The following is a 22,164-nucleotide window of genomic DNA, read 5'->3' as shown; positions in this document are numbered from 1 at the left end:
CCCCCCGGGGACGGCGCGACGCCGCCGGGACGGCCCCCCGACGCGTCGTGACGCGCAGGCTAGCGGGCGGCGGGCCCCCGCGGGGCCGGGACGTCGGGAGCGCCCGGGCCGCCCCCACCCGGGCCGCCCGGTGCGCCCGGTTCGCCCGGCCCGCTCGGCGGCACGCGGCAGAACCGCTCGAGGAGCAGGCCCACCGCGAGCACCCCCAGCGCGGCGAGCGCGGCGAGCGCGGACAGCCCGGCGTCGGCCCGGCGGGCCGGGCTGCTCGAGGTCAGCACGAGCGCGAGCGCCACCCCGCCGTAGGCGCCGGCCAGCACCGCTCCGGCGTGCGAGCACGCCTTGGCGAGCACGACCATCCGGGCCGCCTGCAGGGGGTCGTACGGGCGCGCCCCCGGCGCCCCGCGCAGCCGGCGGCGGAACGACAGGGACGCCGCGAGCAGCCCGGCCGCGACCGTGCCGAGGGCGACGGGCAGCGTCCAGGGCACGGCGGGCAGGCTGGGTCGGGCCAGCAGGAGCACGCCCGCGGCGACCGCGAGCGCGCCGAGGACCAGCGCGACGAGGACCGCCGGCCGGGTCGGCGTCACGGCAGGACGAGCGCCAGGTCCGGGCGGCGCCGCACGCCCTGGAGCCCGCCGCGGCCGGCGACCTCGTCGAGCAGCTCGCGCACGGTACGGCTGCCCGGCAGCCGGAACCCCGGGTCGACGTCCGCCCAGGGCGCGAGGACGAACCCGCGCTCGGCCGCGCGCGGGTGCGGCAGCACGAGCCCGCCGGCGCCGTCGCCCCCGCCGGTCACCACCTGGTCGCCGACGGCGAGCACGTCGATGTCGAGCGGGCGCGGGCCCCAGCGCTCCTCGCGGGCCCGGTCGCGGCCGTACGCCTCCTCGACCGCGTGCGCCCGCTCGAGCAGCGCCCGCGGCGGCAGGGTGGTGTCGACGACGAGCACGGCGTTGAGGTAGTCCGCCTGGTCGGGGCCGCCGACCGGGGCGGTCTCGTAGACCGGCGAGACGCCCGCGGCGTGGATCTCCGGCGACTCCAGGAGCGCGTCGACGGCGCCCTGCAGGGCCTCCTCGCGCTCGCCGAGGTTGCTGCCGAGCCCGAACGCGGCGCGGCGGATGGGCCGCAGGGACCCGGTGATGGTGTCGACGAGCTCGACGGCGTCGTGCGCCGAGGGGGTCGCGCTGCGGGGCGCGTCGGCCATGCTGGCTCCTGTCGTCGGTCTCGGGGGGCGTGCGGGGGGTCGGGTCGTCGTCGGGGGGGCCGGTCGAGGGCCGGTCGGGGGCATCCGGTCGGAGGTCGCACGGCCGCCGGCGGCACGGGTCAGCCGCGGGTGCGGCGCACCGTCACCGCCACGTCCTCGAAGGGCACGTCCACGGGGGCCTGCGGCTTGTGCACCGTCACCTCGACGGCCTGCACCGGCCCCTGCGCGAGGCAGAGGGCCGCCACCCGCTCGGCGAGGGTCTCGACGAGCGCCACGGGCTCGCCCTCGACGAGTCCCACGACGGCCCGTGCCACTGCACCGTAGTCGGCGGTGAGCGCGAGGTCGTCGGTGGCCGCCGCGGGGGCCGTGTCGAGCTCGAGGACGACGTCGACGACGAACCACTGCCCGCCCTCGCGCTCGTGGGCCAGGACGCCGTGGCGCCCGCGGGCGCGCACCCCGCGCAGCGCGATGCGGTCGAGGCCGCGGCGCGGGGCGCCCGGCCCGCCGCCGCCCGCCGGGGACCCCGCCCCCGCCGTCCGGCCGGTGCTCATGCGCCCCCCTCGTCGTGCTCGTCGTCGTGCTCGTCCTGCTCCCCGGCCCGACCCTCGCCCCGCCCGCGGGCGAAGGGGTCGGGCGCGTCGACGACGGGCGAGGCGTGGTGCACCCAGGCGCGCCAGCCGCCGGCGGTGCGCCGGAAGACGGTGGTGGCCACGGCCCGCCCGCCGACGAAGGCGTGCTCGGGCCCGCCGCTCCCCGGTGCCGGCGGGTCCGCGGCGGTGAGGACGTTCTCCACGCAGCTCACGACGGCGGTGTCCCCGCGCAGGCCCACCTCGAGGTCGGTGAGGACGTACTGGATGTAGGGGGTCGCCGCCATGAGCGCGGCCCAGGAGCGCAGGACGCCCGGCCGCCCGGTGACGGGCGTGCCGCCGGGGTGCACGCACACCGCCGTGGCGGCGTCGGGGCCGTCCACCCACACCGCCCCCATGAGGTCGAGGTCGCCGGTCTCGACGGCCCGGTAGAGCCCGGTGTGCGCCGCCGTGACCGCGCGGACGTCGGGGTCGCTCACGCCGCCCCCGCCCCGGCGCCGCGCAGCGCGGCCGCGACGCGCACCGCGTCGAGGGTGCCCGGCACGTCGTGCACCCGCACGCACCACGCGCCCGCCGCCGCGGCGAGGGCGCTCACCGCCGCCGTCGCAGCGTCGCGGCGGGCGGCCGGGCGCGGGGTCCCGTCCGGGTCGGCGAGCAGCGCCCCGAGGAACGCCTTGCGGGAGGCGCCGACGAGCAGCGGCCGGCCCAGCGCGGCGAGCTCGCCGAGGCGGGCCAGCAGCGCCCAGTTGTGCGCCGCGGTCTTGGCGAAGCCGAGGCCGGGGTCGAGCACCACGCGCGCGGGCTCGACGCCGGCGGCGACGACGGCCACGAGCCGCGCGGCGAGCTCGTCGCGCACGTCGGCGACCACGTCGCCGTACGCCGCGAGCTCCTGCATGCGCTCGGAGTGCCCGCGCCAGTGCATGAGCACGTAGGGCACCCCCGCGGCGGCGACGACCCGCGGCACGTCGGGGTCGGCGAGCCCGCCGCTGACGTCGTTGACGAGCACCGCGCCCGCCGCGAGCGCGGCCTCGGCCGTGGAGGCGCGCATCGTGTCGATGCTGACCGCGACGCCCGCCGCGGCCAGCGCGCGCACGACCGGGAGCACCCGGGCCCGCTCGTCCTCGGCCGGGACCCGCGCGGCCCCGGGGCGGGTGGACTCGCCGCCGACGTCGACGAGGTCCGCGCCCTGCGCGGCCAGCGCCAGGCCGTGCTCCACCGCGGCGCCGTGGTCGAGCCAGCGCCCGCCGTCGGAGAACGAGTCGGCCGTCACGTTGAGCACGCCCATGACGAGGCACCGCCCGCCCGTGGTGGGCGGTGGCGCGACGGGGGCGGCCGGCTGGGTCATCGCGCCCAGCCTAGGGGCGCCGCCGCGGCGCCCGTGCCGGGCTGTGGACGAGGGGTGCGCCACACCCCGCGGGCTCCGGCTCCCCCGCTCAGCGGCCCATGATGAGGCTCATCGCCTCGGCGCGCGTGGCGGGGTCGCGCAGCCCCCCGCGCACGGCGGAGGTGACGGTGCGCGAGCCCGGCTTGCGGATCCCGCGCATCGACATGCACAGGTGCTCGCACTCCAGGACGACGATGACCCCGCGCGGCTGCAGCACCCGCACCATGGCGTCGGCGACCTGCGTGGTGAGCCGCTCCTGCACCTGCGGGCGGCGGGCGTAGAGGTCGACGAGCCGGGCGAGCTTGGACAGCCCGGTGATGCGCCCGTCCGCGCTCGGGACGTAGCCCACGTGCGCCACCCCGTGGAACGGGACCAGGTGGTGCTCGCACGTGCTGTAGAGCTCGATGTCCTTGACGAGCACCATCTCGTCGTGCCCGAGGTCGAACGTCGTGGCGAGCACCGACTCGGGCTCCATCGCCAGGCCGGCGAAGACCTCGCGGTACGCCCGCGCCACCCGCGCCGGGGTGTCGCGCAGGCCGTCGCGGTCGGGGTCCTCCCCGATGCCCAGGAGGATCTCGCGCACCGCCCGCTCGACGCGCGCGGCGTCGAACGGGCGGGGTGCGGGGGTGCCCTCGGCGGGCGGCAGGGTGACCGGGTCGACCACCGGCTCAGCCCTCGCCCGGCAGCGGGCCGTCGGGGACGTCGGTCGGGCCGGTGAGGCCCATGCTGCGGTCGTCGCCGCTGCCGTTGCGGTGCCCGTTGCCCGTGCCGGCCGCGGCCGCCTCGAGCTCCTTCCTCGACAGCACCGGCCCGCGCTCGGACGGGTGGCGGGTCGCCGAGGACAGCCAGACCGGGCGCTCCCCGCGGCGGCGCACCGCGGTGAAGACCGCCGCGACCTGGTCCTTGTCGAGCGTCTCCTTCTCGAGGAGCTCGACGACGAGGGCGTCGAGCACGTCGCGGTTCTGCTGCAGGATCTCCCAGGCCTCGTCGTGGGCGTTCTCCACGAGGCGGCGGACCTCCTCGTCGACGATCGAGGCGACCTCCTCGGAGAAGTCGCGCTCGTGGCCCATGTCGCGGCCGAGGAAGACCTCGCCGCCGCCGGAGCCGAGCTTGATCGCGCCGATCCGCTCGCTCATGCCGTACTGCATCACCATCGCGCGGGCGACCGAGGTGGCCTTCTCGATGTCGTTGGCGGCGCCGGTCGTCGGGTCGCGGAAGACGATCTCCTCGGCCACGCGCCCGCCCAGCATGTACGCCAGCTGGTCGAGCATCTCGTTGCGCGTCGTGGAGTACTTGTCCTCGTCGGGCAGGACCATCGTGTAGCCGAGGGCGCGCCCGCGCGGCAGGATCGTGATCTTGTGCACCGGGTCGGTGTTCTGCAGCGCCGCGGCGACCAGGGCGTGCCCGCCCTCGTGGTACGCCGTGATCTTGCGCTCCTTCTCGTTCATGATCCGGCTGCGCTTCTGCGGGCCGGCCATGACCCGGTCGATCGCCTCTTCCATGATCGCGGCGTCGATGAGCTGCTTGTCCGAGCGCGCGGTGAGCAGCGCGGCCTCGTTGAGCACGTTGGCCAGGTCGGCGCCGGTCATGCCGGGCGTGCGCCGGGCCACCGCCATGAGGTCGACCTCGGGCGCGATCGGCTTGCCCTTGGCGTGGACCTGCAGGATCTTGAACCGGCCCTCGAGGTCGGGGCTGCCGACGCCGATCTGCCGGTCGAAGCGGCCCGGGCGCAGCAGCGCCGGGTCGAGGATGTCGGGGCGGTTCGTCGCGGCGATGAGGATGACCCCGCCGCGCACGTCGAAGCCGTCCATCTCGACGAGGAGCTGGTTCAGGGTCTGCTCGCGCTCGTCGTGACCGCCGCCGAGGCCCGCGCCGCGGTGCCGGCCGACCGCGTCGATCTCGTCGACGAAGACGATGGCCGGCGCGTTGGCCTTGGCCTGCTCGAACAGGTCGCGCACGCGGCTCGCGCCGACGCCGACGAACATCTCGACGAAGTCGGAGCCGGAGATCGAGTAGAACGGCACCCCGGCCTCGCCGGCGACGGCCCGGGCGAGCAGCGTCTTGCCGGTGCCGGGCGGGCCGTAGAGCAGCACGCCCTTGGGGATCTTGGCGCCCACGGCCTGGAACTTGCCCGGGTCCTGGAGGAACTCCTTGATCTCGTGGAGCTCCTCGACGGCCTCCTGCGCCCCGGCGACGTCGGCGAACGTCGTCTTCGGGGTGTCCTTGCTGATGAGCTTGGCCTTGGACTTGCCGAACTGCATGACGCGGCCGCCGCCGCCCTGCATCTGGCTCATGAAGAACAGGAAGATGCCCAGGATGAGCAGGATCGGCAGGAGCGTGACGAGCAGGCTGACGAACCAGCTCTGCTGCGGCACGTCGTTGGTCCAGCCGTCCGGCGGCGGGTTCTGCTCGAGCAGGTCGATGACGCGGGTCTGCAGGCCGTCGACGTAGTCCGCCTGGACCTGGTCGGCGCCCTCGATCTCCGCGCCCGGCTGCAGGTCGACCTCGATCCGCTGGTCGCGGTCGACGATCGTCACCTTCTGGGCCTGGCCCTGGGAGATCGCCGTGACGACGCGCGAGGTGTCCACCTGCTGGTAGCTCCCCGACCCCCCGAACACGGAGGTCATCGCGAGCACGGCGAGGACGGCGAGGACGATCCAGAAGACCGGACCGCGGAAGTAGCGCTTCACGTTCATCAACCGGGGCGGGGGCGCCCCGTCCCTCCTGCCCGACGGATGGTGTCTGTCGAAGGTACACGCACGCACCGTGCCCGCCGCTCGGCGAACGGGGCGGGGCGGGCGTCACCGACGTCGGTCAGAACGCGCCGCGCGCGGCCGGTGTTCCTCCCCGCTCCCGCGGGGCGTCGCGACGGGGCGTCGCGCGTCGGCTCAGGAGGAGTAGACGTGCGGGGCGAGGGTGCCCACGAAGGGCAGGTTGCGGTAGCGCTCGGCGTAGTCCAGGCCGTAGCCGACGACGAACTCGTTGGGGATCTCGAACCCGACGTAGCGCACGTCGATCTCCACCTTCGCCGCCTCCGGCTTGCGCAGCAGGGTGGCGACCTCGAGCGAGGCGGGCCCGCGCGAGCCGAGGTTGGCGAGCAGCCACGACAGGGTGAGCCCGGAGTCGATGATGTCCTCGACGACGAGGACGTGCCGCCCGCCGATGTCCTTGTCGAGGTCCTTGAGGATCCGCACGACCCCCGAGGACTTCGTCCCCGAGCCGTACGACGACACGGCCATCCAGTCCATCTCGGCGGGCGCGTGCAGCGCGCGGGCCAGGTCGGCCATGACCATGACCGCGCCCTTGAGCACGCCCACGAGCAGCAGGTCGCGGCCCGCGTAGTCCGCGTCGATCTGCGCGGCGAGCTCGCCGAGGCGGGTGCGGATCTGCTCCTCGCTCACGAGCACCGACTCGAGGTCGGCGCCCATGTCCCGCTGGTCCACCCGCGTCGCCTCCTCAGGCACCACTGCCGCCGCCCGCCGCCCGGCGGGCCAGGGAGAGCCTGCCACAGCGCCGCGCGGCGCCGACACCGCCGGGCAGGTCGAGCGGCCCCTGGCCCCGCCACCGGGTGAGCAGGCCGTCGAGCGCGGCCAGGTGGCCGGCCGTCAGGGCGCCGGCCGGGCAGCCCGCCGCGAGCGCCGCCCGGCGCAGCACCCGGCGCCGCACGGCCGCCGGCTCCGCGGCCAGGCCCGCCGCGTCGAGCGTGCCGTCGGGGCCGGTGCAGGCGGCCGCGGCGCGCGAGGCCCAGGCGTCGAGCGCGTCCGCGTCGTCGCGCAGCAGGTCCGCCGTGCGGGCCAGCGCCGCGGCGACCCCCGGCCCCAGCGCCGCCTCGAGCGCGGGCAGGGCCCGGTGGCGCGCGCGGGCCCGGGCGTACGCCGGGTCGGCGTTGTGCGGGTCGTCCCACGGGGCGAGGCCGAGCGCCGCGCACGCGGCCCGGGTCGTGCCGCGGTCGAGCCCGAGCAGGGGGCGCAGCAGCGCCGGCCCCTGCGCGCCGCCCGGCCCGCCCGGCCCGGCCGGCCCGCCCGGCAGCACCCCCACCGCCGCCATCCCGGCCAGCGAGCGCGCGCCCGACCCGCGGGCGAGCCCGAGCAGGACGGTCTCGGCCTGGTCGTCGCGGGTGTGCCCGAGCAGGACCGCCGCGGCGCCGTGCGCGGCGGCGGCGGAGCGCAGGGCGGCGTACCGGGCGTCGCGGGCCGCCGCCTCGGGGCCGCCGCGCCCCCCGACCCGTACGGCCGCGACCTCGACCGGGTCGAGCCCGAGCCGCCGCAGCACCCCGGCGACGGCGCCCGCCCGCGCCGCGGAGCCCTCCTGCAGCCCGTGGTCGACGGTGACCGCCCCGGCGCGCAGCCCGGCCCGCGGTGCCACGGAGGCGGTGGCGGCAGCGAGCGCGAGCGAGTCGGCCCCGCCGCTGCAGGCGACGAGGACGAGGGCGCCGGGCTCCAGCCCGGCGAGCCCGGCCAAGCCGGCCCGGACGGCGCGGCGCACGTCGGCGACGGCGGGGGCCGGGCCGGCCACGGGCGCTAGGCGCCGATCCGGCGCGGGCCGGTGCGCGCGACCCACGCCGCCGGGTCGGCGAGCTCGGCCCGGGTCGGCAGGGTCTCGGGCGAGGTCCACACCGTGTTGAAGCCGTCCATCCCGACCCGCGCCACGACCCCCTCGACGAAGCGCGCCCCGTCGCGGTACTGCCGCATCTTGGCGTCGAGCCCCAGCAGCCGGCGCAGGGCCACGTCGAGGCGGCCGGACCCCTCGCGCCGGCGCTGGAAGCGCTCGCGGATCTGCGCCACCGACGGGATGACCGCGGGGCCGACGGCGTCCATGACGACGTCGGCGTGGCCCTCGAGCAGCGACATGAGCGCAGTGATCCGGTCGAGGACCTCGCGCTGGCGCGGGGACTGCACGGCCTCGAGCAGCGAGGTGCCGCCGTCGGGCGCCGCCTCCGGCCCGGCCCGCAGCGCGTCGCCGACCGCTCCCGCGGCCGTCCGCAGGCGGCGCAGCAGCACGGCGGGGTCGACGTCCGTCGCCTCGACGAGGGCGCGCACCTCGCCGACGAGGTGGGTGCGCAGCCACGGCACCGCGCCGAACTGCACCCGGTGGGTCTCCTCGTGCACGCAGACCCACAGCCGGAAGTCGCGGGGGTCCACGCCCATGTCGCGCTCGGCCTGCACGACGTTCGGCGCGACGAGCAGCAGGCGCCCGGCCGGCGCCGCGCCGGGGTCCGCGTCCCCGCCCCACGGGGGGAAGAGCTCGTACTGCCCGAGCACCTTGCCGGAGAGGAAGGCGAGCAGCGCCCCCGTCTCCACGGCGGTCACCCGCGGGCCGACGGCCTGCGCGAGCGCCGAGGTGCGTCCGCCGCGCTTCTCCTTGAGCACCTCGGCGAGCGGCTCGAGCAGCGTGCGGAACCCGGCGGCGTTGGCCCGCACCCACCCCGGCCGGTCGATCACCGCCACGCCGGAGGCGCCCCCGGCCGGCGCGTGCAGGCCCGTCACGTCGCGCACGTGCCGCTGCGCCGCCACCGCGTGCCGGTGCAGGTCGGCGACGACGGCGCGCGCCTCGTCGCGGGTCACCGCCGGGCCCGGGCGCACGAGGCGCTCCGCCGTCGTGACCGCGAGGTCCCAGTCGACCGTGTCGGGCCCGCCGGGCCCCGGGGTCCTCGGGCCGGTGGCGCCCGCCGCGTCGCTCATGCGCCCCACGGTAGGCGGGCCGGGCCCGGGACCGCTGCGGGACCGCTGCGGGACCGCTGCGGGACGGCGGCGACGGGTCCGGGCCCGGCCGGTGCGGGCCGGCGCGGGCCGGGCGGGGGGTCAGCCGCAGGCGCAGGCGGCGACGGCGGCGACGACGCGGTCGAGCGCGGCGCGGGCGCCGTAGGCGTCGGTGACGTCGTCGGCGAGGACGGCGAAGGTGAGCAGCCGCCCGCGGGCGTCGACGACCTGCCCGGCCAGCGTCGTGACGCCGCTCAGGCTGCCGGTCTTCGCGCGCACCAGCCCCGCACCGGAGCGGGCCGGTCCCTCGAGGTAGCGGGTGGCGAGCGTGCCGCTGAACCCGGCGACCGGCAGGCCCGGCAGCAGCGCCTCGAGCGGGCGGCCGTCGCCGGCGTCGCCGGCCTCGGCGAGCAGCAGCGCCACCGCGTCGCTCGTCAGCCGGTTGCCCCGGGACAGGCCGCTGCCGTCGAGCAGGCGCAGGCGCCCCGCGGCGGGCCCGAGGTCCGCGACCTCCTCGCGCAGGGCCCCGGTCGTCGTCGCCCCGGCTCCCGCGAAGTCGGCGGCCGCCCCCTCGGCGACGGCGGCGTGCCGGGCGAGCGCCTCGGCCACGTCGTTGTCGCTCGCCTGCAGCATGCGCTCGACGAGCGCGGAGACCGGCGGGGAGGCGACCTCGGCGAGCGGCTGCGCCCCCGCGGGCGCGGCGGCGCGGCGCACCGCTCCGCGCACCGGCACCCCGCGCTCGCGCAACAGCGCGGCGAAGGACTCCCCGGCCGCCAGCGCCGGGTCGCCCACCCGTGCGTCGTCGCCGGTGCCGGGGCGGGCCAGGCCGTGGTCGGCGGCCAGGGCCGCGACCGGCGCGACCTCGCCGTCGCCCACGTAGCTCGGCTTCCAGCTCGGCGCGGCGCCCGGCCCGGAGAAGAGGCGGTCGTCGACGGCGAGCGCGACGGGCGCCGGGCCACCGGCCGCGCCCCGCCGCTCCCGCAGCACCGCGGCGGTCGCGTCGGCGAGGTCGACGAGCGAGGCGGGCCGCAGCGCGCCGGGCTCGCGCTCGCGGGCCGTGAGCAGCGGGTCGCCGCCCCCGACGAGCACGAGCGAGCCGTCCCGCGCACCGGGGACGACGCTCGTGCGCAGGACCGCGTCCGGGCCGAGGGCGCGCAGCACGGCGGCCGCGGTGACGACCTTGGTCACCGACGCCGGGATGCGCGGCACGTCCCCGGAGCGGCGGAACAGCGGGCGGCCGGTGGCGGCGTCGACGACGGTCGCGCTGACCGCGGGGCCCAGGTCCGGGTCGGCGAGGAGCGGGTCGAGGGCCCGGGCGAGCCCGACGGGCCCCGGGGCGGGCGCCGCGGCGTCGAGGGCCCCGAGCACCGGCGGGGCGGTGCCGGGGCCGCCGTCCGCAGGGGCGGTGCCGGCAGGGGCGGTGCCGGCAGGGGGGGTGCCGGCAGGGGCGGCGCCGGGGTCCGTGGTGGCCGCTGGGGCGGGCGCCCCGGTCGCCAGCAGCACCGCCGCGAGGGCCGCCGGCAGGGCGCCGCGGCGCGCGGTCGGCCGTACGCGCACCCGCCCCCCGTCCCGCACCGGCCCCCGTCCCGCGTCCGGCTCCCCGCCCGTCCTGCCGGGGAGCGCCCGTACCGCGCCCGTCCCGCGCCCGGGTCCTGCGGCCCGGCGCGGACGGGTACCGTGCCTGGGCAGCAGCGCACCCCGGGCACCGCGAGCCTGGACGAGACTAGCCCGGCGGCGCCCGCGGGGGCGGCCCGGGCGGGAGGAGCACCGTGGAGTTCGACGTCCTCATCGAGATCCCGAAGGGGCAGCGCAACAAGTACGAGGTCGACCACGAGACGGGCCGCATCCGGCTCGACCGCATGCTCTTCACCTCGACGCGCTACCCGCACGACTACGGCTTCATCGAGGACACGCTCGGCGACGACGGCGACCCGCTCGACGCGCTCGTCATCCTCGAGGAGCCCACGTTCCCCGGCTGCCTCATCCGCTGCCGGGCCATCGGGATGTTCCGCATGACGGACGAGGCCGGCGGCGACGACAAGGTGCTGTGCGTGCCCTCCGCGGACCCGCGGCGCGAGCACCTGCGCGACATCGGGGACGTCCCCGAGTTCGACCGCCTGGAGATCCAGCACTTCTTCGAGGTCTACAAGGACCTCGAGCCCGGCAAGTCCGTCGAGGGCGCGACCTGGGTGGGCCGCGAGGAGGCCGAGGCGGAGATCGACCGCTCCGTCGCCCGCCTGAAGGAGCAGGGCGGCTCCACCCCGCACTGACCGCGGCCGCGACCACGCAGGTCCCCGGCCGCGACCGTGCAGGTCCCCGGCCGCGACCGTGCACATCCCCGGCCGGGCGCGGGCCGGACGCGCGAGGGCCCCCGCGACCGCCCCGGCAGGGGCGGTGGCGGGGGCCCTCGTGCGTGGGGCCCGGCCCCGTCAGGGCAGGAGCAGGCGCTGGCCGACCTTGAGCACGTTCGGGTTGGGCAGCGCGGCGCGGTTCTTGGCCCAGATCGCCTGCCAGCCGCCGGCGACCCGCTGGGCCCGGGCGATCTTGGACAGCGTGTCGCCGGCGCGGACGACGTACGCCCGCGCGCCGGCCGGGGCCGGCTTCGGCGCGGCCGGGCGGGCCAGGCTCGCGGGCGTGCCGGCGGCGTGCGCGGCGGTCAGGCCGAGCTTGCGCGAGCAGGCGGGCCAAGCGCCCCAGCCCTGCAGGTCGAGCAGCCGCTCGGCGGCGGCCACCTGCTGGGTGCGCGTGGCGAGGTCGGCGCGCTTGGCGTAGCGCAGCCCGCCGACGAACTCCCACGAGCCCTGGGAGAACTGCAGGCCGCCGTAGTAGCCGTTGCCGGTGTTGATGTTCCAGCGGCCGCTGCTCTCGCACATCGCGAGGCGGTCCCAGGTGGCGTCGGAGGCGGCGGAGGCCGGCGCCGCGCCGAGGGCGCCGGCGACGAGCGCGCCCGCGGCGAGCGGGGCGGCGAGGACGGCCGCGGCGGCGCGGCGGCGGGCGGTCCGGGGGGTGCGCAGGCGCATGGGTGTGCTTCCTCCTGGCGCCTACGAGGTCAGCTGTCGGGTTCGGGCGAGGAGGTGCCCGGCCGCGCGTCGCGCGGCTCCACCCCTGGGCGCGCGGTGCGCGCCCGGTGGGTCCCCCGCTCCTGCCGTGTGGGGGTGCGTCGCCCACCGACCGGCAGGACTCGGCGTGCCGGCGGGCGGCCCCCGGTCGTCCGGGAGCGCTGAGCAACCTACGCAGGACGGGGCGCGACCCGCCAGACCCCGTCGATCAAGGACCGGTCAGCACATCACCACAGGTTCCACCCCGTGCGGTCAAGGGTGGGTCAAGCCCTCGGCGCGGCTCCTCGCCGCCGCTTGCGCAGGCGGTGCCGGACGAGGGCCAGCAGGGCCACGACGACGGCGACGACGAGGGCGACGTCCAGCCACCCCGAGTACCGCTCGACGGTGCGCCACTGCGTGCCCAGGGCGACCCCGCCGCCGACGAGCAGCCCGTTCCACACCGCGCTGCCGAGCAGCGTGAGCAGGCAGAACGGCACGAGCGGCATGCGCGTCGCCCCGGCCGGCAGCGACACGAGCGAGCGCACGCCCGGCACCAGCCGCCCGAGGAGCACCGCGGCGCTGCCGTGCCGGTGGAACCACGCCGTGGCCTGCTCCACGTCCTCGGCGTCGACGAGCGGCAGCCGGGCGAGCAGCGCGGTCGAGCGCTCCTGGCCGAGGCGCGCGGCGAGGCCGTACAGCAGCAGCGCGCCCAGCAGGCTCCCCAGCGTGGAGAGCACCAGGACGGCCCACAGCTCGAGCCGGCCGCGCTCGGCCAGGTAGCCGGCGAGCGGCAGCACCACCTCGCTGGGGATCGGCGGGAAGACCGTCTCGACCAGGGTCAGCAGGCCCACGCCCACCTCGCCGGCGGCGTCGATGACGTCCAGCACGAACCCGCTGAGACCGGTCAGACCGCTCGTGCCCTCCGCCTCCGCCACCGGGCCGAGGCTAGCGGAGCCGTCCCCCTGGCGCCGCGGGCCGTGCGGCGGCAGGCTGGCGCCCGTGGCGGGCGTCGAGGAGCGCGCCGGGCTCCGGCTGGGGACCCCGGCGGGGCGCTGGGTGCTGCTCGCGACGGTGCTCGCCTCGGGCGTGGCCATGCTCGACGCCACCGTCGTCAACGTCGCGCTGCCCGCCCTCGCGGAGGACCTGGACGCCGGGCTGGCCGGCCTGCAGTGGACGGTGAACGGCTACACGCTGACCCTCGCGAGCCTCATCCTGCTCGGCGGCTCGCTGGGCGACCGGCTGGGCCGGCGCCGGGTGCTCGTCGCGGGCGCCGTGTGGTTCGGCGTCGCCTCGGTGCTGTGCGCGCTCGCCCCGACCGTCGAGGCGCTCGTCGTGGCCCGCGCCCTGCAGGGCGTCGGCGGGGCGCTGCTCACGCCGGGGAGCCTGGCGATCATCGCGGCGTCCTTCCACCCCGACGACCGCGCCCGCGCGGTCGGCGCCTGGTCGGGCCTCGGCGGGGTCGCCGGCGCCGCCGGGCCGTTCCTCGGCGGCTGGCTCGTGGGCACCGTGGGCTGGCGCGGGGTGTTCCTCGTCAACGTCCCCCTCGTCGCCGTGGTCGTCGCCGTGGCGCTGCGGCACGTCCCCGAGACGCGGGACCCCGGGGCCGACGGCCGCCTCGACGTCCCCGGCGCGGTCCTCGGCGCGCTGGGCCTCGGCGGGGTCACGTACGCGCTCGTCGCCGCCGGCGAGCAGGGCTGGTCGCCGGCGGTGGCGGCGTCGGGGGCGGCGGGCGCCCTCGCCCTGGCGGCGTTCGTCGTCGCCGAGCGGCGCGGCCGCTCGCCGATGGTCCCGCCGGGCCTCTTCGCCTCCCGGCAGTTCACGGCGACGAACGCCGCCACCGCGGCCGTGTACGCCGCCCTCGGCGCCGTCTTCTTCCTCCTCGTCCTGCAGCTGCAGGTGGTGAGCGGCTTCTCCCCGCTCGCCGCGGGCACCGCGCTGCTGCCGGTGACGGCCGTGATGCTCGTCGGGTCGGCCCGCGCCGGCGCGCTCGCCCAGCGCACCGGCCCGCGCCTGCCCATGACCGCCGGCCCGCTGGTGGCGGCCGGCGGGCTGCTGCTCCTGCTGAGGGTGGGCCCGGGCGCCGGCTGGGTGGGCGACGTGCTGCCCGCCGCGCTGCTGCTCGGCCTCGGCCTGACGCTCACCGTCGCCCCGCTGACGGCGGCGGTCCTCGCCGCGGCGCCGGCCGAGCACGCCGGCGTCGCCTCGGGGGTCAACAACGCGGTGGCGCGGGCGGCGCAGCTGCTCGCCGTCGCGGTCGTGCCGCTCGCGGCCGGGCTCGGCGAGGGCGCGTACGGCGACCCGGCCCGCTTCGACGCCGGCTTCCGCGTCGCGATGGTCCTCAGCGCCGGGCTCATGGTCCTCGGCGCGCTGGTCTCGGCGGCCTTCGTGCGCGGGGGCGCGGCGGGCGCCCCGCTCCCGGCCCCCGCGGGCCCGGCGCCGGCGGAGCAGCCGGCCCCGGTGCCGTCGGCCCCGGTGCCGTCCCCGCGCTCGCACTGCGCGGTCGACGGCCCGCCGCTGCTCGAGCGCGAGGAGCGCCCGTCCCGGCCGTGATCCGTTTCCGGTCGTGCACCAGCGGGCACTCCGCGCCGGTGGGAGCGACGAGCGCGGGCGCGCGGCAGCGGGGCACCGACGAGGGCGGCACGCCGCTGCGGCGCGCCATCTCGGGGCGGCTGCTCTACCTCTTCATCCTCGGCGACGTGCTCGGCGCGGGCGTGTACGCGCTCGCCGGCGAGGTCGCGGCCGAGACGGGCGGCGCGGTCTGGGTGCCGCTGCTCGTCGCGCTGCTGCTCGCGCTGCTGACCGCGGCCTCGTACGCCGAGCTGGTCACCAAGTACCCCCGCGCCGGCGGCGCGGCGGTGTTCGCCCAGCGCGCGTACGGCCGCCCGCTCGTCTCCTTCCTCGTCGGCTTCTGCATGCTGGCGGCCGGCGTGACGAGCGTCGCCGGCCTCGCGCTGGCCTTCGGCGGCGACTACCTCGGCGCCTTCGTCGACCTGCCGCCGGTGCCGGTCGCGCTCGTGTTCCTGCTGGCCGTCGGCCTGCTCAACGCCCGCGGCATCAAGGACTCCCTCGCCGCGAACGCCGTCATGACGGTCGTCGAGGTGACCGGCCTGGTCGTCGTGGTGGTGCTCGGCGCGATGGTCGTGGCGGGCGGCGACGGCGACGTCGGGCGCGTCACGGAGTTCCGCGAGGGCACGAGCGCCGGCGGCGCGGTCCTCGCCGGCGCGGTGCTGGCCTTCTACTCCTTCGTCGGGTTCGAGACCTCGGCCAACGTCGCGGAGGAGACGCAGGACCCGCGGCGCGCGTTCCCCCGCGCGCTCTTCCTCGGCCTGGGGACGGCCGGCCTGCTCTACGTCCTCGTCGGGCTCGCGGCGTCCGCGGCCGTGCCCACCGACGAGCTGGCGGGGTCGACCGGCCCGCTGCTGCAGGTCGTCGAGGCCGCGGGCACCGGCCTGCCGCCGGAGGTGTTCAGCGCCGTCGCGCTCGTCGCCGTGGCCAACGGGGCGCTGCTCACGTCGATCATGGCGAGCCGGCTGGCGTACGGGATGGCCGTCGAGGGCCTGCTCCCCCGCCCGCTGGCCCGGGTGCTGCCGGGCCGGCGCACCCCCGGCGTCGCCATCGCGGCCACGCTCGCCGTCTCCATGGCCCTGGCGCTGACCGGCGACCTCGCCGAGCTCGCCGCGACGGTCGTCCTGCTCCTGCTCGTCGTCTTCATCAGCACGAACGTCGCGGTGCTCGTCCTGCGCCGCCAGCCGGTGGACCACGACCACTTCCGCACCCCCACTGCGCTGCCGGTGCTGGGCGTCGCCTCGTGCGTGCTGCTGCTCTTCCAGCAGGAGGGCGGGGTGTGGCTGCGCGCCGGCCTGCTCCTGCTCGCCGGCCTCGCGCTCTACGGGCTGCAGCGGGCGCTCGGCGGGGGCCGCGCGGCCGCGGGCCGCGGGGCCGCCTGACGGGGCCGGGCCGCGGGAGCCGTACGGGTCGGCAGCGGCCCGCAAGGGGTGGGCCGGACGGCGCGGTGACGGGTCCGGACGGGTCGCGCTGCCGGCTCGTACGGGTGCGCGGCGGCCCCGGGGCCGTACCGTGGTCGCGCCCGGCGGACCCGCGCCCCGGCCGGGCGGGACGGGACGGCGCGGCAGGAGGAGGAGCCGATGCCCGACGGGCAGGCCGAGCGGCGCGGGCTGGCGGCCCTGCGCCGGCTCCACCGCGTCGGCGCCGCGCTGCGCTCCCCCGCCGGGCTGGACGAGACCATGCAGGCGGTGGTCGACGGGGTGGTCGACGCGCTCGGGTTCGGCGTGGCGGTGGCCAACGTCCGGCAGGCCGACGGCTCCTTCCGCGTCATCGCCGCCGCCGGCCCGGACGACGTGCGCGACACGCTGCTGGGCCACGTGAGCACCGCCGGCTCGTTCGAGGAGGAGTTCGCGGCGGCCGAGGAGTGGGGGCTGCTGCGGTTCGTGCCGCACGACGCGCTGCCCGAGGGCGCGACCGGCTGGGTGCCCGACCTCGAGGTGAGCGACGAGCCCGACGCGTGGCACCCCCTCGACGCGCTCTTCGCCCCGCTGCAGGGCGCCGACGGCGAGCTGCTCGGCATCCTCTCGGTCGACCTGCCGCACGACGGGCGCCGCCCCGGCGCGACCCAGCGCGAGCTGCTCGAGCTGTTCGCCGTGCAGGCGGGGCTCGCGGTGGAGGGGGCCCGGCTGCGCGAGCGGCTGCTCGCCGAGCGCTCCGAGCTGGCGCTGGAGCGGGTGCGCCTCGCCGAGAGCGAGTCGGCCTTCCGCCTCGCCTTCGAGGGCGCCTCCAACGGGATGGCCATCGTCCGGCTCGACGCGCCGGCCCTCGGGGTGCTGGTGCGGGTCAACGCGGAGTACGCCCGCATCCTCGGCGCCCCGCCGCAGGACCTGCCGGGGCGCACCGCGGAGCGCGTGCTGCACCCCGAGGACCACGCGCGGGCGCTCGCCGCCCTGCAGGCGGTCAGCTCCGGGCGGCGCGAGGCCGCGCGCGAGGACCTGCGGGTCGTCCACCCGGACGGGCGCACGGCGTGGGTCCGCTTCCGCTGCTCGGCCCTGAGCCCCGGCGGCGACGGCCGCCGCTTCGGCCTCATCACGGCCGAGGACGTGACGAGCGAGCGCGAGCGCGAGGCCCGGCTGCGGCACCGCGCCGACCACGACGCGCTCACCGGGCTGCCGAACCGCCCGCTGCTGCTGCGCCGGCTCGAGGCCGCGGCGCGCCAGGCCGCGGCGACGACCCGCCCCGGCGCGGTCCTCTTCTGCGACCTCGACGGCTTCAAGCAGGTCAACGACCTGCACGGGCACGCGGCGGGCGACGCGGTGCTGCGCGAGGTGGCGCGCCGGCTGCTCGGCGAGGTGCGCGCCCACGACACCGTGGCCCGGCTCGGCGGCGACGAGTTCGTCGTCGTGGCCGAGGACCTCGACGACGAGGGCGTCGCGCGCGTCGTCGCGCGCCTGCGCTCGGCCGTGGCCCAGCCGCTCGAGGGGCTGCCGGAGCGGGTGACCCTCAGCGTCGGCGTCGCCCGGCTCACCGGCGAGGCGGCGGCCGCCGACCTGCTGGCCGAGGCCGACGCCGCGATGTACCGCGCCAAGCGCGGCCGCGTCGCCGAGGGCGCCACGGGCTAGCCGCGGCGCCCCGGCTCAGGCCGGGTGCAGGACGCTGAGCGCGCCGCGGTGCGGCACGAGCACCGTGCCGCGCACCACCTGGCGCTCGGCCCGCGCCAGCGCCGGGGCCACCCGGATCCGGGCGAGCACCGCGGGCAGCGCGGCGTCGGCGAGCAGCCACGTGAGGGGCTCCCCCAGGCAGCGGCGCGCGCCGCCGCCGAAGGGCAGGTACGCGGCCGCGGGCACCTCGTCGACCACGTGCCGCCCGTCGCGCAGGAAGCGCTCGGGACGCACCTCCTCCGGCGCCTCCCACGCGCGTGGGTCGCGGTGCAGCAGGACGATCGGCGCCGCGGCGACCACCCCGGCCGGCAGGGTGCGCGAGGCCAGCGGGAGGTCGCGCACGAGCACCCGGGCCGCGGTGTGCACCGGCGGGCGCACCCGCAGCACCTCGCTCACGGCCGCGCGCCACCACGCGCCCCCCGGCGCGGACCCCCGCAGGCCCGCGTCGAGCGCGGGCAGCCGCGAGGACCGCTCGAGCACCCAGGCCAGGCCGGCGGCGGGCGGCTCCTGCCCGGCCATGGTCAGCGGCAGGAGCTGGTCGACGGCGTCCCCGACCCCGAGCGCGTCGTCGGCGAGCAGGGCCCCCACGGCGCCGCCGCCCGCACGACCGGCGGCGCGCCGCGCGCGCACCTCGTCGGCGAGCAGCCTGCGGGCGGCCGCGCTGCGCTGCGCGAAGGCGGCCCGGGCCGCGGCCTGCACGAGGGGCCCGGCCTGCTGGCCGGGGACCGGCGTCGGCGGGTTGCCGGGCGTCCACAGCATGCGCTGCACCGCCCCGGCCAGGGCCCGCGCCCGCCCCGGGTCCTCGACGCCGAGCACGAGGCGGACGAAGACGTCGTCGCAGAGCGCCCGCACCCGGGGCAGCAGGCGGGTCGGGCGCCCCGTCGGCCAGGACGCGGCGTGCTCCGCGGCGAGCGCGGCGACCCGCGGGGCCAGCCCCTCGAGCGCGGCCGGGACGAACGCGGCGGCCACGCGCGCCCGCGCCTCGCGGTGCGCGGCCCCGTCCCCGCCGAGCACGGAGCGCTCGGACACCATGCCGAGCAGGCCCTGGCGGGCGCGGCCGGCCTGCCCCGTGCCGGGGTCGGCGTCGAGGACCCGCCGCGCGTCCTGCGGGTCGCAGCACTCCACGAGCGTCCCCGCGAGGAGCAGGCGCACGGTGACCAGGTCGCCGTACCGGTCACGGGCCCGCTGCAGCGTGCCGAGCGGGTCGCGGTGGAACGCGACGGTCTGCACGGCCGCCGGTGCACGGGGGCCGGGCGGCAGCTCCCCGGGCGCGTACGGCTCCCGGCTCGGGCCGGCCGGCGGGCCGGCGGTGCGCGCCGGGGTGGGCGTCGGGGCGGGCGGCGGGGCGCTCATGGGGTCCCGCTGCCCGCTGCGGCGGGCGCGACGCATCCACGGGGGCCCCTGCGGCGGAAGGAGGGGTGGCAGGGCGGTACCGCCCCGCCGCACCGCACCGTCCCTCGAGGAAGAGGCCCGTCGATGCCCCTGACCCGCCCCCTGGCCCGCACCGCCGCCGCGCTGGCCGCCGGCGCCGCCCTTACCGCGTCCGCGCTCGCCGCCGCCCCCGCCGCGTCGGCCGCCCCGGACCGCTCCCTGGCCGCGCTCCTCACGAGCGACGGCGACCGCTTCGACCGCGACGGGCACGACTTCGACGTGCTCACCGAGGCGGTGCTCGCCGTGCTCGAGGCCAAGCCGGACTCTCCCGTCGGCGTGCTCGCCGACGACTCCGTGCGCCTCACCGCGTTCCTGCCCGACGACCAGGCCTTCAAGGCCCTCGTGCGCGACCTCGGCGGGCGCGCGGGCACCGAGGAGCGCACCTTCGAGTCCGTCGCCGCCCTCGGCATCGACACCGTCGAGCAGGTCCTGCTCTACCACGTGGTGCCCGGCGCGACGATCCGCGGGCGCCAGGCCCTGCAGGCCGACGGGGCGACGCTCGAGACGGCGCTGCCCGGAGCGACGCTCGGCGTGCGCGTGCCGTACCGGGGCGTCGACCTCGTGCGCCTCGTCGACGCCGACCCCACGGACCGCGACGCCTGGGTCGTCGACCCCGACGTCGCCCCGCGCGGTCGGCAGGCCGCGCACGCCATCTCGCTGGTGCTGCGGCCGGCCGACCTCTGAGCGGCCGAGCGTCGGCGCCCGGCGGTGCTGCCACCCTCCCGCCGGGCGCCGGCCCCAGCGCGGGCCCCGGCCCGACCCCCGTACGGGCCTCAGGCCCCGGCTGACCGCGCGCGCCCCCGCAGGGGCGCTCCCCCGGCCCCCGCCCGCACCGCGGCGGCCGCCCGGCCCGGGCGCCGCCCGGCGAGCGCCCAGGCCGCGAGGACGAGCACGACGCCCCCGACGGCGTCGAGGACCCAGTGGTTCGCCGTGGCGACGACGACGGCGGTGACGAGCAGCGGGTAGCCGAGCGCGACGGTGCGCTGCCACCGCCGGCGCAGCAGCGGCGCCACGGCGAGGGCGCACCACAGCGCCCACCCGACGTGCATCGAGGGCAGCGCCGCGTACTGGTTGGTGAGCTCGCCCATGCCGGCCGGGGCGCTCGCGGCGGACCCCCACCAGCCGACGTCGGCCGTGGCCGCGAGGCTGTCCGTGTAGCCGGGGAGCAGCCGCGGCGGCGTCGTCGGCACGGCCACGTAGCAGGCGAGGGCGACGAGGGTCGCCCCGAGCAGGGCGCGCCGCGCCCGCCGGTAGTGCTCCGGCCGCCGCCACCACAGCAGCGCCAGGACGGCCGCGGTGACCACGTAGTGAGCGCTCGCGTAGACCCCCGCCGCGGCGACCTCGAGCGCGGGCCGCGCGCCGAGCCAGGCGTTGGCGGCCGCCTCGACGTCCAGGCCGACCGCCCGCTCCCACGCGAGCAGCCGCTGGGCGGTCGCGTCCGCCTCGCCGACGTCGTCGGGGGCGGCGAGGCGCGCGAGCGAGTACGCCCCCCACAGCGCGACGAGCAGCAGCAGCTCGACCGCACCCCGGGCCGGGGCCCGCCGGCGCGCGGCGGGCGCGGCGGGCGCCGTGAGGACCGGACGGGTCCGCGCGGCCGGCAGCTCGGCGACCGGCAGGGCGGCGGGCGGGCAGCTCGTGCTCACGGGGTCCTCCTCGGGTCGGCGCCTCGACGCTAGGCCCGCGGGGGGCAGCGGAACATCGGTCGTGAGGCGGGTCCAGGGACATCTCCGGGAGGACCCTGAGACCCCCCGGGACCGACCCCGGTACCGGTCCGGCCGGGGCGCGCTCCTCCTCCCGTCGAGCCACCGGGCCCGCCCGCTGATACGCCCGTCACCGCCCCCGACCACTGCCCTCGCGCAGAGTCACCGGTGCCGCCGGCCCGGCCACCGTGCCGCGAGACAGCGCTTCCCATCGCGCCCCGCGGACCCCCACCGGGACCCCCGGGTCCCGCAGAAGGCGCCCTTCTAGCGGCTAGATCGCCAGAAGGGCGCCTTGTGCGCGAACGGGCGGCGCCACCGGGACCCCCGGGTCCCGCAGAAGGCGCCCCTGTGGCCACTAGATCGTCAGAAGGGCGCCTTCTGCGGTTCCCCGGGAGCCGCAGCGGCGGGCACGAGCGACGCGCGCTCAGCCCCGCGGCGGCGCGGTGCTCTCGCGCACCACGAGCTCGGTGGCGAGCTCGACGCGGGGGTTGTCGGCCTGCTCGCCGCGCGCGAGGCCGAGGACGGTGCGCGCGGCGAGGGCGCCCATCTCGGCGAGGGGCTGGCGGACGGTGGTGAGCGGGGGCGAGGCCCAGGCGGCGAGGGCGAGGTCGTCGAAGCCGACGACGCTGACGTCCTCGGGCACCCGCAGCCCGCGCCGGCGCACGGCCTCGTACACGCCGAAGGCCATCTGGTCGCTCGAGGCGAACACCGCGGTGGGCGGGTCGGCGAGGTCGAGCAGCTCCTCGCCCGCGCGGAACCCCGAGTCCTGGTAGAAGTCGCCGTCGCGCACGAGCGCCGGGTCGACGGCCACGCCCGCCGACTCGAGCCCCGCGCGGTAGCCGTCGAGGCGGGCCCGGCTGCAGAGCACCTGCATCGGCCCGGTGACGAAGCCGATGCGCCGGTGCCCGAGCCCGACGAGGTGCTGGGTGGCCGAGAGCCCGCCGGCCCAGTTGGTGGCACCGATGGTGGGCACGTCGAGCGGCGGGAGCCCGGCGGGGTCGACGACGACGGCGGGCACGTGGATGCGCCGCAGGTCGGCGTGCACCGACGGGGCGAGCTCGGAGGTGACGATGATGACGCCGTCGGTGGCGCGGGCGCTGACGTTGTCGAGCCACTGGCGGGCGGAGCTGGTGCGCCGGTGGATGGCGCTCACCACGACGCCGTTGCCCGCGGCGTGCGCCACGTCCTCGACGCCGCGGATGATCTCGACCGCCCAGGGGCTGTCGAGGTCGTTGAAGACGAGGTCGACGAGGCCGGAGCCGGCGGGGCCGTCGGGGCGGGGCAGGCGCTTGCGGTAGCCGTGCTCGCGCAGCAGCTCCTCGATGCGCTCCCGGGTGCCCGGCGCGACGTCGGCGCGCCCGTTGACGACGCGCGACACGGTGGGCACGGAGACCCCCGCCACGCGCGCGATCTCGGTGATCGTCACGCCGCGCGAGCGCTCGTCGGCCACGGCCCCTCCTC

Annotated in this window: 21 protein-coding genes; 5 read left to right on the top strand and 16 right to left on the bottom strand. The window is 78.7% G+C overall.

The features are described 5' to 3' along the window. Nucleotides 1-59: 59 nt before the first annotated feature. From D5H78_RS10755 to dacB, 11 genes are all read right to left on the bottom strand, one after another. Nucleotides 60-584: a DUF3180 domain-containing protein gene (locus tag D5H78_RS10755; RefSeq protein ID WP_119950459.1), complete on the bottom strand. Its 525-nt coding sequence runs from the start codon at nt 582-584 to the stop codon at nt 60-62. Next, entirely contained in the window at nt 581-1,198 is a 618-nt protein-coding gene (folK, locus tag D5H78_RS10750; protein ID WP_119950458.1) for a 2-amino-4-hydroxy-6-hydroxymethyldihydropteridine diphosphokinase, read from the bottom strand. Before folK ends, D5H78_RS10755 begins: the two co-directional genes overlap by 4 nt. A 119-nt stretch (nt 1,199-1,317) precedes the next feature. Next, nucleotides 1,318-1,749: a dihydroneopterin aldolase gene (folB, locus tag D5H78_RS10745; RefSeq protein ID WP_119950457.1), complete on the bottom strand. Its 432-nt coding sequence runs from the start codon at nt 1,747-1,749 to the stop codon at nt 1,318-1,320. Next, nucleotides 1,746-2,264, bottom strand: a complete 519-nt coding sequence (locus tag D5H78_RS10740; RefSeq protein WP_119950456.1) for a nuclear transport factor 2 family protein — start codon at nt 2,262-2,264, stop codon at nt 1,746-1,748. The genes folB and D5H78_RS10740 overlap by 4 nt, the downstream gene beginning before the upstream one ends. Beyond that, nucleotides 2,261-3,130: a dihydropteroate synthase gene (folP, locus tag D5H78_RS10735; RefSeq protein WP_218566489.1), complete on the bottom strand. Its 870-nt coding sequence runs from the start codon at nt 3,128-3,130 to the stop codon at nt 2,261-2,263. The genes D5H78_RS10740 and folP overlap by 4 nt, the downstream gene beginning before the upstream one ends. A gap of 88 nt (nt 3,131-3,218) precedes the next feature. After that, nucleotides 3,219-3,833 (bottom strand): GTP cyclohydrolase I FolE, encoded by a 615-nt coding sequence (gene folE / locus D5H78_RS10730; RefSeq protein WP_119950455.1) that lies wholly within the window; start codon nt 3,831-3,833, stop codon nt 3,219-3,221. A gap of 4 nt (nt 3,834-3,837) precedes the next feature. After that, entirely contained in the window at nt 3,838-5,865 is a 2,028-nt protein-coding gene (gene ftsH, locus D5H78_RS10725) for an ATP-dependent zinc metalloprotease FtsH (protein ID WP_119950454.1), read from the bottom strand. 192 nt (nt 5,866-6,057) lie between these two features. Continuing rightward, on the bottom strand, nt 6,058-6,612 hold the full coding sequence (gene hpt, locus D5H78_RS10720; RefSeq protein WP_119950453.1) for a hypoxanthine phosphoribosyltransferase: 555 nt from the start codon (nt 6,610-6,612) through the stop codon (nt 6,058-6,060). 13 nt (nt 6,613-6,625) lie between these two features. Continuing rightward, complete coding sequence (gene tilS / locus D5H78_RS10715) at nt 6,626-7,684, bottom strand: tRNA lysidine(34) synthetase TilS (RefSeq protein ID WP_119950452.1); 1,059 nt, start codon at nt 7,682-7,684, stop codon at nt 6,626-6,628. 5 nt (nt 7,685-7,689) lie between these two features. Further along, the gene (locus tag D5H78_RS10710; protein ID WP_119950451.1) at nt 7,690-8,850 is read right to left on the bottom strand and encodes a zinc-dependent metalloprotease; all 1,161 of its coding nucleotides are present in this window, start codon (nt 8,848-8,850) and stop codon (nt 7,690-7,692) included. Between the two features lie 120 nt (nt 8,851-8,970). After that, complete coding sequence (gene dacB / locus D5H78_RS10705) at nt 8,971-10,425, bottom strand: D-alanyl-D-alanine carboxypeptidase/D-alanyl-D-alanine endopeptidase (protein WP_218566488.1); 1,455 nt, start codon at nt 10,423-10,425, stop codon at nt 8,971-8,973. 212 nt (nt 10,426-10,637) lie between these two features. On the opposite strand from dacB, the gene D5H78_RS10700 reads away from it, so the two are divergent. Beyond that, complete coding sequence (locus D5H78_RS10700; protein WP_119950450.1) at nt 10,638-11,138, top strand: inorganic diphosphatase; 501 nt, start codon at nt 10,638-10,640, stop codon at nt 11,136-11,138. A 159-nt stretch (nt 11,139-11,297) separates the two neighbouring features. Here D5H78_RS10700 and D5H78_RS20290 read toward each other — a convergent pair whose 3' ends face one another. Next, a complete protein-coding gene (locus D5H78_RS20290) occupies nt 11,298-11,888 on the bottom strand; it encodes a transglycosylase family protein (protein ID WP_119950449.1) in 591 nt (196 codons plus the stop codon). 302 nt (nt 11,889-12,190) lie between these two features. Continuing rightward, on the bottom strand, nt 12,191-12,841 hold the full coding sequence (locus tag D5H78_RS10690; RefSeq protein ID WP_119950448.1) for a DedA family protein: 651 nt from the start codon (nt 12,839-12,841) through the stop codon (nt 12,191-12,193). Between the two features lie 64 nt (nt 12,842-12,905). On the opposite strand from D5H78_RS10690, the gene D5H78_RS10685 reads away from it, so the two are divergent. From D5H78_RS10685 to D5H78_RS10675, 3 genes are all read left to right on the top strand, one after another. Then, complete coding sequence (locus D5H78_RS10685) at nt 12,906-14,456, top strand: MFS transporter (RefSeq protein ID WP_245941643.1); 1,551 nt, start codon at nt 12,906-12,908, stop codon at nt 14,454-14,456. A gap of 38 nt (nt 14,457-14,494) precedes the next feature. Continuing rightward, a complete protein-coding gene (locus D5H78_RS10680) occupies nt 14,495-15,853 on the top strand; it encodes an APC family permease (protein WP_119950446.1) in 1,359 nt (452 codons plus the stop codon). A 198-nt stretch (nt 15,854-16,051) separates the two neighbouring features. Then, the gene (locus D5H78_RS10675) at nt 16,052-17,533 is read left to right on the top strand and encodes a diguanylate cyclase domain-containing protein (protein ID WP_218566486.1); all 1,482 of its coding nucleotides are present in this window, start codon (nt 16,052-16,054) and stop codon (nt 17,531-17,533) included. A 15-nt stretch (nt 17,534-17,548) separates the two neighbouring features. On the opposite strand, the gene D5H78_RS20285 is transcribed toward D5H78_RS10675, so the two are convergent. Continuing rightward, nucleotides 17,549-18,925 (bottom strand): cytochrome P450, encoded by a 1,377-nt coding sequence (locus D5H78_RS20285; protein ID WP_119950445.1) that lies wholly within the window; start codon nt 18,923-18,925, stop codon nt 17,549-17,551. Nucleotides 18,926-19,048: 123 nt separating this feature from the next. Here D5H78_RS20285 and D5H78_RS10665 point away from each other — a divergent pair, with 123 nt between their 5' ends. Next, nucleotides 19,049-19,687: a fasciclin domain-containing protein gene (locus tag D5H78_RS10665; protein ID WP_119950444.1), complete on the top strand. Its 639-nt coding sequence runs from the start codon at nt 19,049-19,051 to the stop codon at nt 19,685-19,687. A gap of 89 nt (nt 19,688-19,776) precedes the next feature. Here D5H78_RS10665 and D5H78_RS10660 read toward each other — a convergent pair whose 3' ends face one another. Then, complete coding sequence (locus tag D5H78_RS10660; RefSeq protein WP_165865702.1) at nt 19,777-20,646, bottom strand: phosphatase PAP2 family protein; 870 nt, start codon at nt 20,644-20,646, stop codon at nt 19,777-19,779. Between the two features lie 481 nt (nt 20,647-21,127). Continuing rightward, complete coding sequence (locus D5H78_RS10655; RefSeq protein ID WP_119950442.1) at nt 21,128-22,153, bottom strand: LacI family DNA-binding transcriptional regulator; 1,026 nt, start codon at nt 22,151-22,153, stop codon at nt 21,128-21,130. Nucleotides 22,154-22,164: the final 11 nt, after the last annotated feature.

It is taken from the genome of Vallicoccus soli (assembly GCF_003594885.1).
GTDB lineage: Bacteria > Actinomycetota > Actinomycetes > Motilibacterales > Motilibacteraceae > Vallicoccus > Vallicoccus soli.
Note: the sequence above shows the minus strand (reverse complement) of the source record. Positions and strands in the feature narration are given on the sequence as shown.

What these genes read in the sequence shown, in the direction of transcription:
- folK (WP_119950458.1), bottom strand. Translation starts at nt 1,198, where the DNA reads ATGGCCGACGCGCCCCGCAGCGCGACCCCCTCGGCGCACGACGCCGTC.
- folB (WP_119950457.1), bottom strand. Translation starts at nt 1,749, where the DNA reads ATGAGCACCGGCCGGACGGCGGGGGCGGGGTCCCCGGCGGGCGGCGGC.
- folP (WP_218566489.1), bottom strand. Translation starts at nt 3,130, where the DNA reads ATGACCCAGCCGGCCGCCCCCGTCGCGCCACCGCCCACCACGGGCGGG.
- ftsH (WP_119950454.1), bottom strand. Translation starts at nt 5,865, where the DNA reads ATGAACGTGAAGCGCTACTTCCGCGGTCCGGTCTTCTGGATCGTCCTC.
- D5H78_RS10710 (WP_119950451.1), bottom strand. Translation starts at nt 8,850, where the DNA reads ATGAGCGACGCGGCGGGCGCCACCGGCCCGAGGACCCCGGGGCCCGGC.
- D5H78_RS20290 (WP_119950449.1), bottom strand. Translation starts at nt 11,888, where the DNA reads ATGCGCCTGCGCACCCCCCGGACCGCCCGCCGCCGCGCCGCCGCGGCC.
- D5H78_RS10675 (WP_218566486.1), top strand. Translation starts at nt 16,052, where the DNA reads ATGCCCGACGGGCAGGCCGAGCGGCGCGGGCTGGCGGCCCTGCGCCGG.
- D5H78_RS20285 (WP_119950445.1), bottom strand. Translation starts at nt 18,925, where the DNA reads ATGAGCGCCCCGCCGCCCGCCCCGACGCCCACCCCGGCGCGCACCGCC.
- D5H78_RS10665 (WP_119950444.1), top strand. Translation starts at nt 19,049, where the DNA reads ATGCCCCTGACCCGCCCCCTGGCCCGCACCGCCGCCGCGCTGGCCGCC.